The 16,384-nt window shown below is 39.8% G+C and carries 17 protein-coding genes; 14 read left to right on the top strand and 3 right to left on the bottom strand.

The window, feature by feature from the left end; translation table 11 throughout:
- Positions 1–17: 17 nt before the first annotated feature.
- The 11 genes from B9Y87_RS07820 (at position 18) to B9Y87_RS07770 (ending at position 10,532) form a co-directional block, all read left to right on the top strand.
- A complete protein-coding gene (locus B9Y87_RS07820; RefSeq protein ID WP_085497844.1) occupies positions 18–833 on the top strand; it encodes a prohibitin family protein in 816 nt (271 codons plus the stop codon).
- A 241-nt stretch (positions 834–1,074) separates the two neighbouring features.
- A complete protein-coding gene (hisG, locus tag B9Y87_RS07815) occupies positions 1,075–1,932 on the top strand; it encodes an ATP phosphoribosyltransferase (protein ID WP_072861352.1) in 858 nt (285 codons plus the stop codon).
- 7 nt (positions 1,933–1,939) lie between these two features.
- Positions 1,940–2,371, top strand: a complete 432-nt coding sequence (locus B9Y87_RS07810) for a GNAT family N-acetyltransferase (RefSeq protein ID WP_085497843.1) — start codon at positions 1,940–1,942, stop codon at positions 2,369–2,371.
- A 2-nt stretch (positions 2,372–2,373) separates the two neighbouring features.
- Complete coding sequence (gene hisD, locus B9Y87_RS07805; RefSeq protein ID WP_085497841.1) at positions 2,374–3,657, top strand: histidinol dehydrogenase; 1,284 nt, start codon at positions 2,374–2,376, stop codon at positions 3,655–3,657.
- 68 nt (positions 3,658–3,725) lie between these two features.
- Positions 3,726–4,784, top strand: a complete 1,059-nt coding sequence (hisC, locus tag B9Y87_RS07800) for a histidinol-phosphate transaminase (protein WP_085497839.1) — start codon at positions 3,726–3,728, stop codon at positions 4,782–4,784.
- Positions 4,785–4,788: 4 nt separating this feature from the next.
- Positions 4,789–5,967, top strand: a complete 1,179-nt coding sequence (gene hisB / locus B9Y87_RS07795; RefSeq protein ID WP_085497838.1) for a bifunctional histidinol-phosphatase/imidazoleglycerol-phosphate dehydratase HisB — start codon at positions 4,789–4,791, stop codon at positions 5,965–5,967.
- Between the two features lie 171 nt (positions 5,968–6,138).
- Positions 6,139–6,723: an imidazole glycerol phosphate synthase subunit HisH gene (gene hisH / locus B9Y87_RS07790; RefSeq protein ID WP_085497836.1), complete on the top strand. Its 585-nt coding sequence runs from the start codon at positions 6,139–6,141 to the stop codon at positions 6,721–6,723.
- 46 nt (positions 6,724–6,769) lie between these two features.
- Complete coding sequence (hisA, locus tag B9Y87_RS07785) at positions 6,770–7,498, top strand: 1-(5-phosphoribosyl)-5-[(5-phosphoribosylamino)methylideneamino]imidazole-4-carboxamide isomerase (protein WP_085497835.1); 729 nt, start codon at positions 6,770–6,772, stop codon at positions 7,496–7,498.
- Positions 7,499–7,593: 95 nt separating this feature from the next.
- Complete coding sequence (gene hisF / locus B9Y87_RS07780; RefSeq protein WP_085497833.1) at positions 7,594–8,349, top strand: imidazole glycerol phosphate synthase subunit HisF; 756 nt, start codon at positions 7,594–7,596, stop codon at positions 8,347–8,349.
- Positions 8,350–8,356: 7 nt separating this feature from the next.
- Positions 8,357–8,992 carry a bifunctional phosphoribosyl-AMP cyclohydrolase/phosphoribosyl-ATP diphosphatase HisIE gene (gene hisIE / locus B9Y87_RS07775; RefSeq protein ID WP_262483175.1) on the top strand — a complete coding sequence of 212 codons (636 nt, stop codon included), beginning with the start codon at positions 8,357–8,359 and terminating at the stop codon, positions 8,990–8,992.
- Between the two features lie 127 nt (positions 8,993–9,119).
- Positions 9,120–10,532: a Gfo/Idh/MocA family protein gene (locus B9Y87_RS07770; protein ID WP_085497832.1), complete on the top strand. Its 1,413-nt coding sequence runs from the start codon at positions 9,120–9,122 to the stop codon at positions 10,530–10,532.
- 116 nt (positions 10,533–10,648) lie between these two features.
- On the opposite strand, the gene B9Y87_RS07765 is transcribed toward B9Y87_RS07770, so the two are convergent.
- On the bottom strand, positions 10,649–11,038 hold the full coding sequence (locus tag B9Y87_RS07765; RefSeq protein WP_085497830.1) for a hypothetical protein: 390 nt from the start codon (positions 11,036–11,038) through the stop codon (positions 10,649–10,651).
- Positions 11,039–11,165: 127 nt separating this feature from the next.
- Positions 11,166–11,981, bottom strand: a complete 816-nt coding sequence (locus B9Y87_RS07760; protein ID WP_085497829.1) for a DUF1853 family protein — start codon at positions 11,979–11,981, stop codon at positions 11,166–11,168.
- A gap of 77 nt (positions 11,982–12,058) precedes the next feature.
- Here B9Y87_RS07760 and B9Y87_RS07755 point away from each other — a divergent pair, with 77 nt between their 5' ends.
- Both B9Y87_RS07755 and B9Y87_RS07750 read left to right on the top strand, forming a co-directional pair.
- Positions 12,059–13,201: a vWA domain-containing protein gene (locus B9Y87_RS07755; protein ID WP_085497827.1), complete on the top strand. Its 1,143-nt coding sequence runs from the start codon at positions 12,059–12,061 to the stop codon at positions 13,199–13,201.
- A gap of 88 nt (positions 13,202–13,289) precedes the next feature.
- Positions 13,290–14,759, top strand: coding sequence for a magnesium chelatase (locus B9Y87_RS07750; RefSeq protein ID WP_085497825.1), 1,470 nt, complete (start codon positions 13,290–13,292; stop codon positions 14,757–14,759).
- 11 nt (positions 14,760–14,770) lie between these two features.
- Here B9Y87_RS07750 and B9Y87_RS07745 read toward each other — a convergent pair whose 3' ends face one another.
- Positions 14,771–15,253 (bottom strand): hypothetical protein, encoded by a 483-nt coding sequence (locus B9Y87_RS07745; RefSeq protein ID WP_085497824.1) that lies wholly within the window; start codon positions 15,251–15,253, stop codon positions 14,771–14,773.
- A 234-nt stretch (positions 15,254–15,487) separates the two neighbouring features.
- Here B9Y87_RS07745 and truA point away from each other — a divergent pair, with 234 nt between their 5' ends.
- Entirely contained in the window at positions 15,488–16,291 is an 804-nt protein-coding gene (gene truA / locus B9Y87_RS07740; RefSeq protein ID WP_317045119.1) for a tRNA pseudouridine(38-40) synthase TruA, read from the top strand.
- The last annotated feature ends 93 nt before the right edge of the window (positions 16,292–16,384 follow it).

The following is a 16,384-nucleotide window of genomic DNA, read 5'->3' as shown; positions in this document are numbered from 1 at the left end:
AATAATAAATATATTAAATGGACAAATTACCAAAAATTGCATTACCGGCCATATTCGCCCTAATAGTACTTGTTATATTAATTTCGAAATCGGCCGTTACCATTGGCTCAGGTGAAGCGGGAGTGCTTTACAAAACTTTTTCTGGTGGGGTGGTGACCGATGAGGCCCCATTAGGTGAAGGCTTTCATCTAGTGGCACCTTGGAACAAGGTTTTTATCTACGAAGTACGTCAACAGGAAGTTTTGGAAAAAATGCAGGTATTATCTTCAAACGGTCTTGAGATAAAGTTGGAAGCTTCGGCCTGGTTTGAGCCAAAAAGAGAATTTTTAGGAAAATTACATCAGGAAAAAGGTATGGACTATATACAACGTGTATTATTGCCAACTATCAGATCGGCGGCAAGAAGTGTTGTTGGAAGATACACCCCGGAACAGCTTTATTCCAGTAAAAGGGATGCCATTCAACAGGAGATATATGAAGAAACCCAGAAAATTGTTGACGGACAATACATTCAGCTCAATGAAATTTTGGTTAGGGACGTAACCTTGCCTCCAACTATTAAGGAAGCCATTGAACGTAAACTTAAACAGGAACAAGAATCCCTTGAGTATGAATTTAGGTTGGTTACCGCGCAAAAAGAAGCTGAAAAAGTACGTATTGAAGCACAGGGTAAAGCTGATGCCAATAGTATTTTAAGTGCTTCCCTGACCGACAAAATATTGCAGGACAAGGGTATTGATGCTACTATCAAATTATCGGAATCCCCCAATGCCAAAGTAATCGTTATTGGAAGTGGGGAATCAGGAATGCCAATTATACTAGGGAATCAATAATAATTTAACAATTTTAAAATAAATTGTTCCGTATAAATTTTCCAAGGTTGAAAAATAGTTTTAATTTTGCCTTATCATGAAAAATAACAGGACACATCATCATCATTTCTTCACTTGCAATCAAGCGAGCTAGGAATGTATTGTTGTATCTAAACTATATTCTAACCCGTTTGAGCAATCAAACGGGTTTTGTATTTAACAACCTGTTAGATTTGTTCAGGCCAAAAACAAAATACCAAAAATGAAAAAAATTAGAATCGCGATTCAAAAAAGCGGCCGATTAAATGAAGACTCACTTCAAATACTAAAGGACTGTGGTATTTCCATAGACAATGGAAAAGACCAACTTAAGGCTTCTTCCAGAAATTTTCCTTTAGAGGTTTTTTACCTTAGAAATGGGGATATTCCCCAATATCTTAGGGATGGGGTCGTAGATATTGCCATAATTGGTGAAAATGTCCTTATTGAAAAGGGTGAGGATATCTCCATAGCCGAGAAATTGGGCTTTTCCAAATGCAAGGTTTCCCTAGCGGTCCCTAAATCGGTCAAGTACAAATCGGTGACAGATTTTGAGGGCAAAAGGATTGCTACTTCCTATCCCAATACCGTAAAGAATTATTTGGATAGCAAGGGCGTAAAAGCAGATCTTCACATTATAAATGGTTCTGTGGAAATTGCCCCAAATATTGGATTGGCAGATGCTATATGCGACATTGTTTCCAGCGGAAGTACGCTGTTCAAAAATAATTTAAAGGAAGTTGAGGTAATGCTGACGAGTGAAGCAGTACTGGCAGTTTCTCCACAAATTTCCCAAGAAAGAACGGTCTTATTGGAAGACTTAAGATTTAGGATCCAGTCCGTATTACGTGCCAGGCAGTCCAAATATGTGCTTTTAAATGCACCAAACGAAAAGTTAAACGAGATTATTGGACTATTGCCGGGTATGAGGAGTCCAACCGTACTTCCTTTGGCCGAAGAAGGCTGGAGCTCCGTACACACGGTAATTAATAAGGACAAGTTTTGGGAAGTGATCCAGGAGCTCAAAAAGGCAGGAGCAGAGGGAATACTGGTTTGCCCTATAGAAAAAATGGTATTGTAATAGTGCTATGGCCAATGAATTTCAAATAGGGTTTATTCCAAAGGAGAACATGAACGATATTTTGCCTTTGGTACATATGCTCAACAGCTATAAAATTCCTGTCGAAACCCTTGAAAAACGATTGCAGGATATGCTATTGGACGGATATCAATGTTTGGGCGCTTATAATAAAGAAGAGTTAATCGGTATTTGTGGTATTTGGGTTTTAAATAAATTATATGTAGGTAAACATCTGGAACCGGACAATGTATTCGTATTGCCGGAATATAGAAGTGCTGGGGTTGGGAAATTAATGTTGGATCATGTTTTGGACTATGCGGTGGAAATTGGATGCAATACCACAGAGATCAACTGCTATATAAATAATACGAAAGGAATTCAGTTTTGGAACAACCAAGGATACAAGACCATAGGTTACCACATGCAAAAAGTATTATAGTAATGAACAAGATATACAATCCGGAAAGATCACAATGGAAAACTGTTTTAAAACGGCCAACACAATCTGTCTCCGAGGTCGAAGATATTGTCAGCGCCGTTTTTAGTGAAATTAAGGCCGGTGGGGACACTGTGGTGAGCAATTACACCAAAAAATTTGATGGTGTGGACTTGCAGGATGCTTTGGTATCATCCAAAGAGATAGAAGATTCCATTAAATTGATTTCCAATGATTTAAAATTAGCTATTCAGCAGGCTAAAAACAATATTGAAAAATTTCACAAGGCCCAAAAAACTGAAAAAATTACGGTAGAGACTGCAGATGGCGTACTTTGCTGGCAAGAAAAAAGGCCTATACAGAAAGTAGGTTTATATATTCCAGGGGGTACCGCCCCTTTGTTTTCGACCATTTTAATGTTGGCCATTCCTGCCAATATTGCCGGATGCAAAGAAATAGTTCTATGTACCCCTCCCAACAAGGAAGGGAAAGTACACCCGGCCATTTTATATGCTGCCAACCTATGCGGGGTTACCAAAATATTCAAGGTGGGAGGTATCCAAGCTATTGCCAGTATGACATTTGGAACGGAAACCATTCCTCCTGTGTATAAAATATTTGGCCCGGGAAACCAATTTGTAACCGTTGCCAAACAGATTGCCACTAAATACGGAATATCCATAGATATGCCTGCCGGTCCAAGTGAGCTCTTGGTTATGGCAGATGATACCGCCAATGCTGCATTTGTAGCTTCAGATCTATTGAGTCAGGCCGAACACGGAGTGGATAGTCAGGTCATTTTGGTATCCACTTCAAAAACCCTAATAGATGCGGTGGAAGTGGAGGTTGCCAAGCAGATTCAGGACCTGCCTAGAAAGGAAATAGCATTTAAGGCCATTGCCAATAGTAAGCTGATCTTTGTGAAAGACCAACAGACGGCCGTAGATATAATAAATGAATACGGTCCGGAACATTACATTTTATGTGTTCAAGATGAAGAGTTTTTTTTAGAACAAACCTACAATGCAGGATCTGTTTTTATTGGGAATTATACCCCTGAAAGTGCCGGGGATTATGCATCGGGAACCAATCATACCTTGCCCACCAATGGATTCGCCAAGCAGTACAGTGGTGTAAATTTGGATAGTTTTATGAAGAGCATGACCTTTCAAAAAATATCCAAAAAAGGAATCCGGGAAATTGGTAGGACCATAGAGCTTATGGCCGAAGCCGAGGGGCTACAGGCGCATAAAAATGCAGTAACCCTGAGATTGGACAGTTTAAAATAAGGGGACCCATGTAATGAGGTATATCACCTTTTTTGCAAGTGGTGCCAAATGGCGAAAAGCATAAAAAAATGAAAACGAAAATATTCAATATCAACAATATAGTACGGGAAAACGTAAAGGGATTGAGCCCCTATTCTTCTGCAAGGGACGAATATGTTTCGGACGGATCCAAAATGGTATTTTTGGATGCCAATGAAAATCCTTTTGAAACTGGGGTAAATAGATATCCCGATCCGCATCAAAGACGTTTAAAAGAGGTTTTGGCGGAAAGAAAAGGAGTTTCTTCCCAGCAACTTCTATTAGGCAATGGTAGTGACGAAGTACTGGATTTAATTTTTAGGGCTTTTTGTGAACCTAAAGAGGATAACATTATTAGCTTACCGCCAACCTATGGTATGTACAAGGTACTTGCCGGTATTAACAACATAGAGAATAGGGAGGTTCTTTTGACCAAGGATTTCGAGCCCAATGTGTCCAAAATACTTGGTATAGCCGACGACAATAGCAAGTTGCTGTTTCTGTGTTCCCCGAACAACCCCACGGGCAATAGTTTTTCAAATGCCAGTATAAGGGAGTTATTGGACAATTTTAATGGATTGGTGGTCATAGATGAGGCTTATATTGACTTTTCAAGTGAGAAGAGTTGGATTTCCGAATTACCCAACTATCCCAATCTGGTGGTGACCCAAACCTTGTCCAAAGCCTATGGAATGGCCGGGATAAGATTGGGGATTTGTTACGCTTCAGAAGAAATAATCTCGGTATTGAACAAGATCAAACCCCCGTACAATGTCAATGAATTAACCCAACAAAGAGCTTTGAAAAGGGTTTTGGATGTAAATGCGGTTAATGTGGAGGTGTCGGATATTTTAAAGGAACGTGAGGCGCTTATTGCTGTATTGCGTAACATTGATTTCGTGGAAAAAATATATCCTTCCGACGCCAATTTTATATTGGCCAAAGTAGATGATGCTTCCAAAAGATATAATCAACTTCTAAAAAAAGGTATTGTTGTCCGTAACAGGACCACCCAGCCCCTTTGTGAAAACACCTTGAGATTTACGGTTGGGACCAAGGAGGAAAACAAGATATTAATAAGTGCATTGCAGAATATAACAACCATTTAATACTATGAGTCCGGATACAAATACAAATTCTTTACAAGGGAAGCAAAAGGCGAAAAAAGTGCTCTTTATAGATAGGGACGGCACCATTATCAAGGAAACCGTGGATGAACAAATAGATTCTTTTGAAAAAATGGTGTTCTATCCCAAGGCTTTTACCTTTTTGGGTAAAATAGCCAAGGAACTGGATTTTGAATTGGTGATGATTACCAATCAAGATGGATTGGGGACCGATATTTTTCCAGAGGACACTTTTTGGCCCGTACATAATTTTATATTGAAATCCTTCGAAAATGAGGGGGTAGTTTTTGACAAGGTATTTCTGGACAGGACATTCCCCCACGAAAATGCCAATACCAGAAAACCGGGAACAGGATTGCTTACGGAGTATTTTTCAGAAGAATACGATCTGGCCAATTCCTTTGTAATAGGGGATCGCCTGACCGATGTGGAGCTTGCCAAGAATTTAGGGGCCAAAGGCATTTTTATAAATGACAATACCAATTTGGGCACTGGGGAAATATCTGTTAAGAGGGAGGAATTGGATATTTACATAGCTCTGGAAAGCAATGACTGGGAGAAAATTTACGAATTTTTAAAGCTGAAAGACCGGGTATCTGAAATAACTCGCAAAACCAATGAAACCGATATTTTTATAAGACTTAACCTAGACGGTACGGGCAAAAGTGATATCAGCACGGGATTAGACTTTTTTGATCATATGCTGGACCAATTGGCGCGTCATGGACAAATGGATCTGGAAATAAAGGTTAAGGGGGATTTAGAGGTAGATGAGCACCATACCATTGAAGATACTGCCATTGCGCTGGGAGAGGTATTCCACAAAGCCTTGGGCAATAAATTGGGTATAGAACGATATGGTTTCTGTTTGCCTATGGACGACTGTTTGGCACAGGCCGCCATAGATTTCGGTGGACGAAACTGGTTGGTATGGGAAACAGAATTTAAAAGGGAAATGATCGGTAAAATGCCTACCGAAATGTTTTATCATTTCTTCAAATCGTTTACCGATGGGGCAAAGGCCAACCTAAATATCAAGGCAGAAGGTACGAACGAGCACCATAAGATAGAGGCCATATTTAAGGCGTTTGCCAAGGCCATTAAGATGGCTGTGAAACGCGATGTAGAAAAAATGGTACTACCAAGTACCAAAGGGGTATTGTAATAGTGGATTGCCTCAGGTCAAGCCTAATTGTCGACAAAGGCAGGCCCATGGGGTATTGTAAGGAAAGAAATGTAAATATTTCAGCGCCCGCCTCAACGGAACGGGCAAGTAAGCATAGAAGGATTCAAATCCCATTTAGTGGGTTAAATAAATGTCCGAAGGATAAAGAAGATGAAAATAGTAATTATAGATTACGGAGCGGGAAATATACAGAGTATTAAATTTGCATTTCAGCGCTTGGGCTATGAAGCTGTATTGAGCAAGGATGCCGAAGAGATCATGGCAGCGGATAAAGTTATTTTTCCGGGTGTGGGGGAAGCCAGCAGTGCCATGAAAAAATTACGCGAAAGTAAATTGGATAAAATAATACCCACATTAAAACAGCCCGTATTGGGAATATGCCTGGGAATGCAATTAATGTGTCATTCCTCCGAAGAAGGAAATACACAGGGCCTTGGAATTTTTGATGTGGATGTGGTCAAATTTTCCAAAGATGTAAAAGTTCCACAAATTGGATGGAATCAAATTACCAATTTAAAGTCCGATTTATTCAAGAACGTCAAAGAAAAAGAGCATATTTATCTGGTTCACAGTTTTTATGCCCCCTTATGTGAGGAAACCATAGCCGAAGCGGAATATGGTTTGGAATATAGTGCCGCTTTAAAAAAGAACAATTTCTATGGCACCCAATTTCACCCGGAAAAAAGCAGTGAGGTAGGGGAGCAGATTCTTAGAAATTTTATCGAAATTATATAGACCCCCGTATAAATAAATACCAATCGGGATTTAATTAAAAACAATAATGAGAATAATACCGGCAATAGATATCATTGAAGGAAAATGTGTTAGACTATCCAAGGGCGACTATGATACCAAGAAAATATATAACGAGAGTCCCTTGGAGGTGGCAAAAGAGTTTGAAGCCCACGGTATAGAATACCTACATTTGGTAGATCTTGACGGCGCCAAATCCAAACACATCGTTAATCATAAAGTGCTGGAAAAAATAGCCTCCAATACCAACTTAAAGATAGATTTCGGGGGCGGACTAAAGACCGATGAAGATTTAAGGATAGCGTTTGAAAGTGGAGCCAATCAAATTACAGGGGGAAGTATTGCCGTAAAAGACAGGGAAACCTTTATCTCCTGGATCAACAAATACGGTCCTGAGAAGATTATCCTAGGGGCGGATGCCAAGGATGAAATGGTTGCCGTTTCGGGGTGGATGGAAGAATCCCAGGAAGAGTTGGTGCCCTTTATTCAGGGGTATCAAGAAGTGGGAATTAGGGGGGTTATCTGTACCGATATTAGTAAAGATGGAATGTTGGAAGGTCCTTCTTTTGATTTGTACCGCAAGATTTTGGAGGAATGTGGACCTCAACTATTGCTTATAGCCAGTGGAGGTATTTCAACTTTTGATGAACTCCCAAAATTGGCCGAGTTGGGCTGTGAAGGAACCATAATAGGAAAGGCCATTTATGAAAATAGAATTAGTCTTAAACAATTGGAAAAATTTATTCTTGACATTTAACCAATAAAGTTTTTGTAGACTACTGCCGACAGGCCAGTGATTGAGGAAAAGAATATAAACTGGATTCATCTCCAAAGAATAAACAAAAGTACCTAATGTTAACAAAGAGAATAATCCCTTGTTTGGATATTAAAAACGGTAGAACGGTAAAGGGGATAAATTTTGTAGATCTGCGAGATGCTGGTGACCCTGTGGAACTAGCCGAAATATATGCCAAAACCGGAGCGGACGAGCTTGTTTTTTTAGATATTTCCGCTACAGAGGAAAGAAGGAGAACATTGGCAGATTTAGTCCTACGTGTTGCCGAAAAAGTCAATATTCCGTTTACCGTAGGAGGTGGTATTTCTTCCGTGGAAGATGTGGATATATTATTGCATAACGGAGCTGATAAGGTATCCATAAATTCATCTGCTGTAAAAAATCCACAATTGATCAACGATCTGGTTGCCAAATTTGGCTCTCAATGTATTGTTGTAGCCATAGATGCCAAACAAATAGAAGGGGAATGGATTGTTCACTTGGTAGGAGGAAAGGTGCCTACAGCCTTAAACCTCTTTACCTGGGCAAAGGAAGTGGAAGAACGAGGGGCCGGAGAAATCCTGTTTACCTCCATGAACCACGATGGTACTAAGGACGGATTTGCCAATGAAGCTCTGGCAAAATTATCCACCGAATTGAATATACCCATAATCGCATCGGGCGGCGCAGGAAATATGCAACATTTCACGGATACCTTTATTGAAGGAAAAGCCGACGCAGCTTTGGCAGCGAGCGTTTTTCACTTTAAGGAAATCGAAATAAAGGACTTAAAGGAAGAGTTAAAAAGAAATCATATACCGGTAAGATTATAAAAAAAATATGGAATCCAAAATCATGAATATAGACTTCAACAAAAATAACGATGGACTGGTACCGGCCATAGTACAGGATGCAATTACCAAAAATGTACTTATGCTCGGATATATGAACCAAGAGGCCTACAATAAAACTGTGGATAGCCGTAAAGTAACCTTTTATAGTCGCACTAAAAAAAGACTTTGGACCAAAGGCGAAGAAAGCGGAAATTTTTTGAACCTGAGGGATATTAAACTGGATTGTGATAATGACACCCTTCTTGTCATGGTAAATCCAGTTGGGCCAACTTGCCACAAAGGTACCGGTACCTGCTGGGGCGAAGAAAACAATACGTCATTCGGATTTATTTCAGAACTGGAAAATATTATTCAAAACAGAAAAGAACAAGCCGAGGGCAAGGTAGCGATTCCTGAAGGTGTAAAGCCAAGCTATGTTTCCTCCCTTTTTAAGAGCGGTATCAATAAAGTTGCCCAGAAGGTTGGTGAAGAGGCCGTTGAAGTCGTGATCGAGGCCAAAGACGATAACGACCAGTTGTTTAAGGATGAAAGCGCCGATCTCTTGTTCCATTACTTGATATTGCTGCAGGCAAAAGGCTTCAAGCTACAGGACATCGTTAATGTTTTGCAGTCTAGGCATTGATTTGTGGATATATTTCATAAGACTTGAAATTTGTGTAATTTTCAAATTGGTTTTTTTTGGTTAAACAAATTAACTTATCTTCAAAATTTCAACCATTTAATAAATAACATTAACAAGAGCGTAGTCTATGAAATCAAATAGGAGAGATTTTCTGAGAAAAACATCAATTGCTGGTATGGGGTTGGCAATGACCCCGGCGTGGTCCAACCCAATCACTGGCAACAACCCGTATAATTTTGGTGCACCTTTGGCCGGTGCCAAGTATATGGGTGGATTTTCCGCTCCTAAATTGGAAACCGTAAAATGCGCTTTTATAGGCGTTGGTGCCCGTGGGTCTGGCCATGCACATCAGATTGCAGCTATTGAAGGCACAGAGGTTGTGGCTATCAGTGATTTGTACCAGGATCTTGCCGAAAAATCGGAAAAGGTATGCCGGGAGAACGGCGGTGGCACGAGGCACAAGAAGATAAAATTGTACACGGATGGGGAGAACGACTGGAAAAAGATGCTGAAAAAGGAGAAACCAGATGCCGTTTTTGTTTGTACTCCATGGAAATTACATGCGCCAATGGCCATTGAAGCTATGAAAAGTGGGGCCCATGTTTTTGTGGAAGTTCCGCTTGCCCTTACCATTCAAGAGATGTGGGATATAGTGGATACCTCGGAAAAAACCCAAAAGCACTGTATGATGATGGAAAACGTTAACTACGGAAGGGAAGAACTACTCTATTTAAATATGTGCCGTAAAGGTGTTATAGGAGAGTTGCTGCACGGAGAAGCGTCCTATATCCACGAACTAAGGTCGCAAATGAATGAGGTGGAACGCGGTACCGGATCCTGGCGAACCTATCATTATGCAAATCGCGATGGAAATCTCTACCCCACGCACGGATTGGGACCCGTTGCCCAATATATGAATTTAGCAAGGGGAGAAGATAATTTTAAATTCTTAAACTCCTACTCTTCACCAGGTAAAGGTAGAAATCTCTACGCTGCCAAGAATTTTCCGGCAGATCACAAATGGAATAAGTTGGACTTCAAAGGAGGGGATATAAATACATCCATCGTTAAAACCAACTTGGGTAGAACTATCATGGTACAGTGGGATGAAACGAGCCCCAGACCTTATAGCAGGCACAATCTTATTCAAGGAACGAAAGGTACCTTGACGGGTTTCCCGACCAGAATTGCTTTGGAAGGTGGAGTGGAAGGTGGACCGGATAGCCACCACGAATGGGCAGAAGGCGAGCAATTGCAAAGAATTTTTGAAAAATACGAACATCCATTATATGTGCGTTTGGGAGAATTGGCTACCAAAATGGGCGGACATGGTGGAATGGATTTTATAATGAGGTATAGAATCATCGAGTGTCTACGCAATGGACTACCACTGGATCAGAACGTTTATGAAGGGTGTTATTGGAGTGCTGTAGGTACTTTGAGTGAAGCATCCGTGGCCCAAAATGGTGCGCCTCAAGAGTTTCCTGATTTCACTAGGGGCAATTGGAAAACCACTGCACCTTTGGATATAGTTGCTTAAAGGCCTTACGGAATAAAAAATAGAAAGTCATTGTTTACCGGTTCAACTTAGTGTTTTGTTGTCCAAGTAAGCAATGACTTTTACTTTATAAGGGGAGGGGTAGTATACCCAAAGAGCTAGTCGGTACTGTCAACTCCAGCAACTTCCGTCCTACTATCCATAAGGCTTATAAGATCTTGGGTACTTGTGAATACTTTTTTGCTGTAATAACGTCCTCTATCCCAATCCGCAGGGTCCGCAGCTTTTAAGGCATCCGCTATAATATCCTGAACTTTCTCGGACAGGCCTTCACACTGACTCCCTTCCAGTAATTTAAATAGCTTTTCGTAAGACTCCAAGGCCTTTTCTGAATAGTATTTCTGATGATCAAAGTTGTTCGCCTTCAATGCGCTTTTGGCATGGTTAAGGGCATAGGAAGCGGTAGAATAAATTAATTCACAATCATCCTTAGCCTGGGCAACGGAAAAAATAAACAAAGAAAAGAACAACAAGCAAACTTTTTTCATAGGTCCGGGGTTTTAAGATCTGAATAAAGAAAACGATACTTTAAACCCGATATTGCCGGACCATCTTATTTCTATTATTTTTACATAGGTAACGGCCTACCTCGTAATTACCAAAGTTTAAATGGATTTACCACCATAGAACGAAAAGTTTTACCATATTAAAATCAGATGATTTCATCCATATTAACGGAGAATTCCTCTTTTTCAATTGTATTGTAACCACATCCAATATGTCACTATGCCTCAGCCAATTAACTTCATTATGAGGGTTTAGAAGCCATTCTGGCTTGGTTGGTAAATAATACCGGTGTTCAAAAAACTCAAGGGAATTAAATTTGTGGAAAGGAACCCACCTGCCACTAATACAACTGGGGTTAAAGGGGGCCACATCCCAATTATTTACCAAGAAGGGGATAAATAATTGGGATTTAAAACATACCCTATGCACTAATTCTTCAGGGTTTATATGTAGTCTATGCAACACTGATGTGGCTTCCGATGTCTTCAAAAGTGGAATCTGATGGTTAATAATCCTTTCTTTCTTGGCTTTAAAGGAATCGCGTTGGTTTGGCCCAATTAAATGGAGTGGCATATTTGTGCCCACTTCAGGAACTACATAAAACTTATACGTTAATTCAATATGTATAAATTGCTTACTATCAATATCTTGTAACAAAAAATCTATTTCCCCTAAACTTACTTTTTCCTTCCTTATGGGAATGTTATGCCCTATAACCTTATATTGCCTTGAGTGCTGGATCAGCTTTAAAAAAATGTGTTCTATTTTATGCCCCAGCCGTACATTGGAGGGTATTGACCCCATAGCCAAATTTTCAAAATATATTTCTGGAAAGTCAAATTGCTTCAAACCGTCCAATTCTCCTGTCCAAAGGGAAGGAGTGTTAAAGAATGCCTTGTAATATGAAATATTAATAAGATCCAAGCGGTGCTATTATGGGTAAACCGTTAAGTTTTCTTAAAAAAGGAAATGGTCTAGGCCAAATTAAGTAATTTTATAGTATGGCTATTAATAAAAGAAAAGGGTTTCGATTTTCAAACTATGAAGCCCCCGAACAAACTCCTTTCGAAAAGCTGTTTGATATTTTCAAGGAACTGATTACACATACTTCGGGAGATGTGGATGAGGCGTTGGATTGGTTAAGGGAGTTGGATAAGGAATATGAACTTACCGATGAGAATTACACCATTGATGATTTTATAGAAGATCTTAAAGCCAAAGGATTTCTGAGGGAGGAACCCAAAGAAGGTGATGGCGATGGTACCGGAGGGCAAAAGGCAGATTTGTCCATTACGGCCAAAATGGAACGGATCATTAGGCAAGCGGCCTTGAATCAAATTTTTGGTAAGATCAAGCGCAGTGGTTCGGGCAATCATAAAACCGGCCTATCAGGTAGAGGGGACGAACATATGGGTGAATTCAGGGAATATAGATTTGGAGACAGTTTAGAGCGAATTTCCATGACGGAGAGTTTAAAAAATGCCCAGATAAACCATGGTATCGGTAATTTTCATTTAAGTGAAGAAGATTTAGTGGTAGAGGACACCCAATTCAAAGCGCAAATGAGTACCGTACTGATGATCGACATTAGCCATAGTATGATACTGTATGGCGAGGACCGCATAACTCCGGCCAAAAAGGTAGCTATGGCCTTGGCAGAACTAATTACCACCCGTTATCCGAAGGACACTTTGGAGATTTTGGTTTTTGGCAACGATGCTTGGCCCATTCCAATAAAGGATCTACCTTATCTAAAAGTAGGGCCCTATCATACCAATACCGTTGCCGGATTGCAATTGGCAATGGACATGCTCCGTAGAAAACGAAATACGAACAAACAGATTTTTATGATAACCGATGGCAAACCCAGCTGTATTCGATTGGCTGATGGCACCTATTATAAAAATAGCGTGGGATTGGATGATTATATCGTTGAGAAATGTTACAACATGGCCAGACAGGCGAGAAAGCTCCATATTCCCATAACCACCTTTATGATTGCCAAGGATCCTTATTTAACACAGTTTGTACGACATTTTACGGAAGCCAATAAGGGAAAAGCCTTCTTTACCGGTTTAAAAGGACTTGGTGAAATGATTTTTGAGGACTACGAACAAAATAGGAGAAAAAGATTAAAGGGATAATTGAAGAAAAACAAAAATTAGAAAAAGCTATTAAGCAACGAACCTTAATGACTGCTAAAGACAGAGACCAAAATATAAATATTTACAGATGAAATTGAATCATAAGGAAATTACCAATCTGGGAGAACTTAAAAAGGCTGGATATAAAACAAAAAAAATAAAGGATGAGTTAAGGGCAAATCTTATAGACAAAATAAAATCGGACGAAATTACATTTCCAGGGGTTTGGGGCTATGAAAATTCCGTAGTGCCAGAACTGGAAAGAGCTATATTGTCCAGGCACAATATTAATCTATTGGGACTTAGGGGGCAAGCTAAAACTCGTTTGGCCAGGTTAATGGTTAATTTATTGGACGAGTATATTCCCATAGTCGCCGGTTCGGAGATAAATGACGACCCTTTAAGTCCAATCTCACGTTTTGCCATAGAGACCATTAAGGAACACGGGGACCTAACACCAATTTCCTGGCTGCACAGAAGTGAACGATTTTATGAAAAATTGGCTACACCAGATGTGACCGTGGCCGATTTAATTGGAGATGTGGACCCGATAAAAGCGGCCAACCTAAAGTTGTCCTATGCCGATGACAGGGTTATACATTTTGGAATGATCCCGCGTGCCAACCGTTGTATTTTTGTTATCAATGAATTGCCGGATCTTCAGGCAAGAATACAGGTTTCCCTTTTTAACATCCTACAAGAGGGCGACATTCAGATAAGGGGGTTTAAGCTTCGCTTGCCTTTGGACCTACAGTTTGTATTTACCGCAAATCCGGAAGATTACACCAACAGGGGTAGTATAGTAACCCCGTTAAAAGATAGGATAGGGTCGCAGATTTTAACACACTATCCAGACGACATTGAAACCGCGCGTAAAATTACGGAACAGGAATCCAAATTGGATAAACGCCAAACCGACCTTGTTTATGTCCCGGATTTGGCCAGGGATCTTTTGGAACAGATAAGCAGGGAAGCCAGGGAAAGTGAATATGTAGATGCCAAAAGTGGTATTAGTGCTAGGATGAGTATAACTTCCTTCGAAAATTTAATGAGTACTGCCGAACGAAGACTACTTAAGAATGGCCAAGAAACTACCATGATAAGACTGAGCGATTTTATGGGGGTGATTCCGTCCATTATCGGTAAGATTGAATTGGTATATGAAGGGGAACAGGAAGGTTCTGGTAGTGTTGCGGAAATATTGATCGAAGATGCCGTAAAATCGCTATTCCTAACTTATTTTCCGAAGATAGATAAATTGGAACGCAAGGATGCCGAAGGTCCTTATGACGAACTGATAAGTTGGTTTTTTGATGGGGAAGGCTTTGATTTGTTGGATGACGCCACCGATGAGGAATACAAGGAAAAGCTGGATAGCATTATTCCGCTTCAACAATTGGTTACAAAATACCAGCCCAACATTAACAAGGAAGACACCTACTTTCTAAAAGAATTACTATTATGGGGGCTTGTTGCCCATAAAAAATTAAGTAAACAACGGTATACCGTAGGCTACCAAATAAAAGATGTATACGGTAGTTTTATAAGAGGCTTGTAAAATATGAAATTTTATTCCCAGGCATCAATGTGATTATTCAGGTAATCAAAATCATATTTGCCCACCATCCGTTTTCTCATTACAAACGACCAAACGGTAAGTAGTACCAACAGCGTTTGTAATGAAATAATCAAGATGCCCATAGGAATAAAGGAACTGGGAATAACATGGTCCTGAAAATCACTTTGGGAACCAAGTATCAAAAAAGTTTCGTAAATATCATAACCATAGGCCAATAAGATACCGTACATGATGTACTCAATATTTTTCATGATCATATCAGGGTATTCCCTTTCCGTAATTTTAAACCATAGTACATATAAATAAACAAAATGGACCAATGTCAACAAAGGAAAAATATAGCTCCCCAGTTTATTAAAAACAAAGGTATTTCCATACATGCTGTAAAAACCAAGTATGATCAAGGACAGCAGTGAAACAATAGTTAGGCCAAGGTTAATTAGCGGGGCGGTTCGTTTAACGGAATTTTCCATAATTATGGGTTAAGATTAAAGGACAATTTTTGGCATAATTACAATATAATTCTGATCGCCTTTGCAAAATTTCGTTGAATATATAGAAATTTAAGACGGAAAAAAGGGGAGTCGGACGAAGTACAAAAAAGCACGATGAATTTATGACTTTACGTTGTTAAATTTGAACTAGGAACAAAGATTAATCTTACCATCTCCGTACTTGTTGTGACAGGGTGGTGTTGGGATAGAATCATGCAATACATTAGCCAGATGCAAATACCCCGTTTTTACTATTTAATCCATGTACAGTTTTTGGGCTTTCGCTATAGTGGCTGGCAAAAACAACCTAATCAAAAAACGGTGGAAGGAATGCTAACAAAGACCTTAAAATTTGTTTTGCCCAATTCCAAATTCAAGATCTTGGGAGCCGGACGCACAGATGCCAAAGTATCTGCTCTGAATACGGCCTTCGAATTATTTTTGGATAAGGAACCTCTAGAAGACCTCAAGGTCTTTATGCATGACTTTAATGTAAACCTGCCGCCCGATATTCGAATTATCAGTATAGAGCAGGTCAATGAAAACTTCAATATCATCCAAGAAAGCAAGTTAAAGGAATATGTATATCTTTTCTCCTTTGGACAAAAAAACCACCCCTTTTGCGCACCTTTTTTGGCAAATATCATAGAGCAACTCAACGTGGATCTTATGACCGATTGTGCCCAGTTATTTATTGGCACCCATGATTTTTCCTCCTATACGGCCCGACTTCAGCCTAATACCCAAGTACTTCGGACTATAGAATCATGTGAAATAAAAAGAAACGAAATACTAACGGCCAATTTTTTTCCGGAAGTGAGTTATGCCCTTCATATTACCGGGAAAGGATTTATGAGATATCAGATCAGGATGATCATGGGGGCCTTGATTCAACTAGGGAAGGGCGAACTTACGGCAACGGACATAAAGGAATCCTTGAAAAAGGAAAACAATACCGTATTGACATATGTTGCCCCAGGTTCAGGTTTATTGCTTAACAAGCTAAAGTTTACATAGCTGCTTCAAAAAAAACTATGGCATAATTGTCCAATTATTTTTTAAAATCATCACAAGGCGGTATTTCGAAGACTGGATTTCATAAATTAGTAG

This window comes from Arenibacter troitsensis, from assembly GCF_900177645.1.
In the GTDB taxonomy this organism is placed as follows: Bacteria; Bacteroidota; Bacteroidia; order Flavobacteriales; family Flavobacteriaceae; genus Arenibacter; species Arenibacter troitsensis.
This window is presented reverse-complemented; position numbering and strand designations above follow the sequence as displayed.

Coding starts and splice junctions, on each gene's coding strand:
- B9Y87_RS07820 (WP_085497844.1), top strand. CDS start 18: ATGGACAAATTACCAAAAATTGCATTACCGGCCATATTCGCCCTAATA.
- hisG (WP_072861352.1), top strand. CDS start 1,075: ATGAAAAAAATTAGAATCGCGATTCAAAAAAGCGGCCGATTAAATGAA.
- B9Y87_RS07810 (WP_085497843.1), top strand. CDS start 1,940: ATGGCCAATGAATTTCAAATAGGGTTTATTCCAAAGGAGAACATGAAC.
- hisD (WP_085497841.1), top strand. CDS start 2,374: ATGAACAAGATATACAATCCGGAAAGATCACAATGGAAAACTGTTTTA.
- hisC (WP_085497839.1), top strand. CDS start 3,726: ATGAAAACGAAAATATTCAATATCAACAATATAGTACGGGAAAACGTA.
- hisB (WP_085497838.1), top strand. CDS start 4,789: ATGAGTCCGGATACAAATACAAATTCTTTACAAGGGAAGCAAAAGGCG.
- hisH (WP_085497836.1), top strand. CDS start 6,139: ATGAAAATAGTAATTATAGATTACGGAGCGGGAAATATACAGAGTATT.
- hisA (WP_085497835.1), top strand. CDS start 6,770: ATGAGAATAATACCGGCAATAGATATCATTGAAGGAAAATGTGTTAGA.
- hisF (WP_085497833.1), top strand. CDS start 7,594: ATGTTAACAAAGAGAATAATCCCTTGTTTGGATATTAAAAACGGTAGA.
- hisIE (WP_262483175.1), top strand. CDS start 8,357: ATGGAATCCAAAATCATGAATATAGACTTCAACAAAAATAACGATGGA.
- B9Y87_RS07770 (WP_085497832.1), top strand. CDS start 9,120: ATGAAATCAAATAGGAGAGATTTTCTGAGAAAAACATCAATTGCTGGT.
- B9Y87_RS07765 (WP_085497830.1), bottom strand. CDS start 11,038: ATGAAAAAAGTTTGCTTGTTGTTCTTTTCTTTGTTTATTTTTTCCGTT.
- B9Y87_RS07755 (WP_085497827.1), top strand. CDS start 12,059: ATGGCTATTAATAAAAGAAAAGGGTTTCGATTTTCAAACTATGAAGCC.
- B9Y87_RS07750 (WP_085497825.1), top strand. CDS start 13,290: ATGAAATTGAATCATAAGGAAATTACCAATCTGGGAGAACTTAAAAAG.
- B9Y87_RS07745 (WP_085497824.1), bottom strand. CDS start 15,253: ATGGAAAATTCCGTTAAACGAACCGCCCCGCTAATTAACCTTGGCCTA.
- truA (WP_317045119.1), top strand. CDS start 15,488: ATGCAATACATTAGCCAGATGCAAATACCCCGTTTTTACTATTTAATC.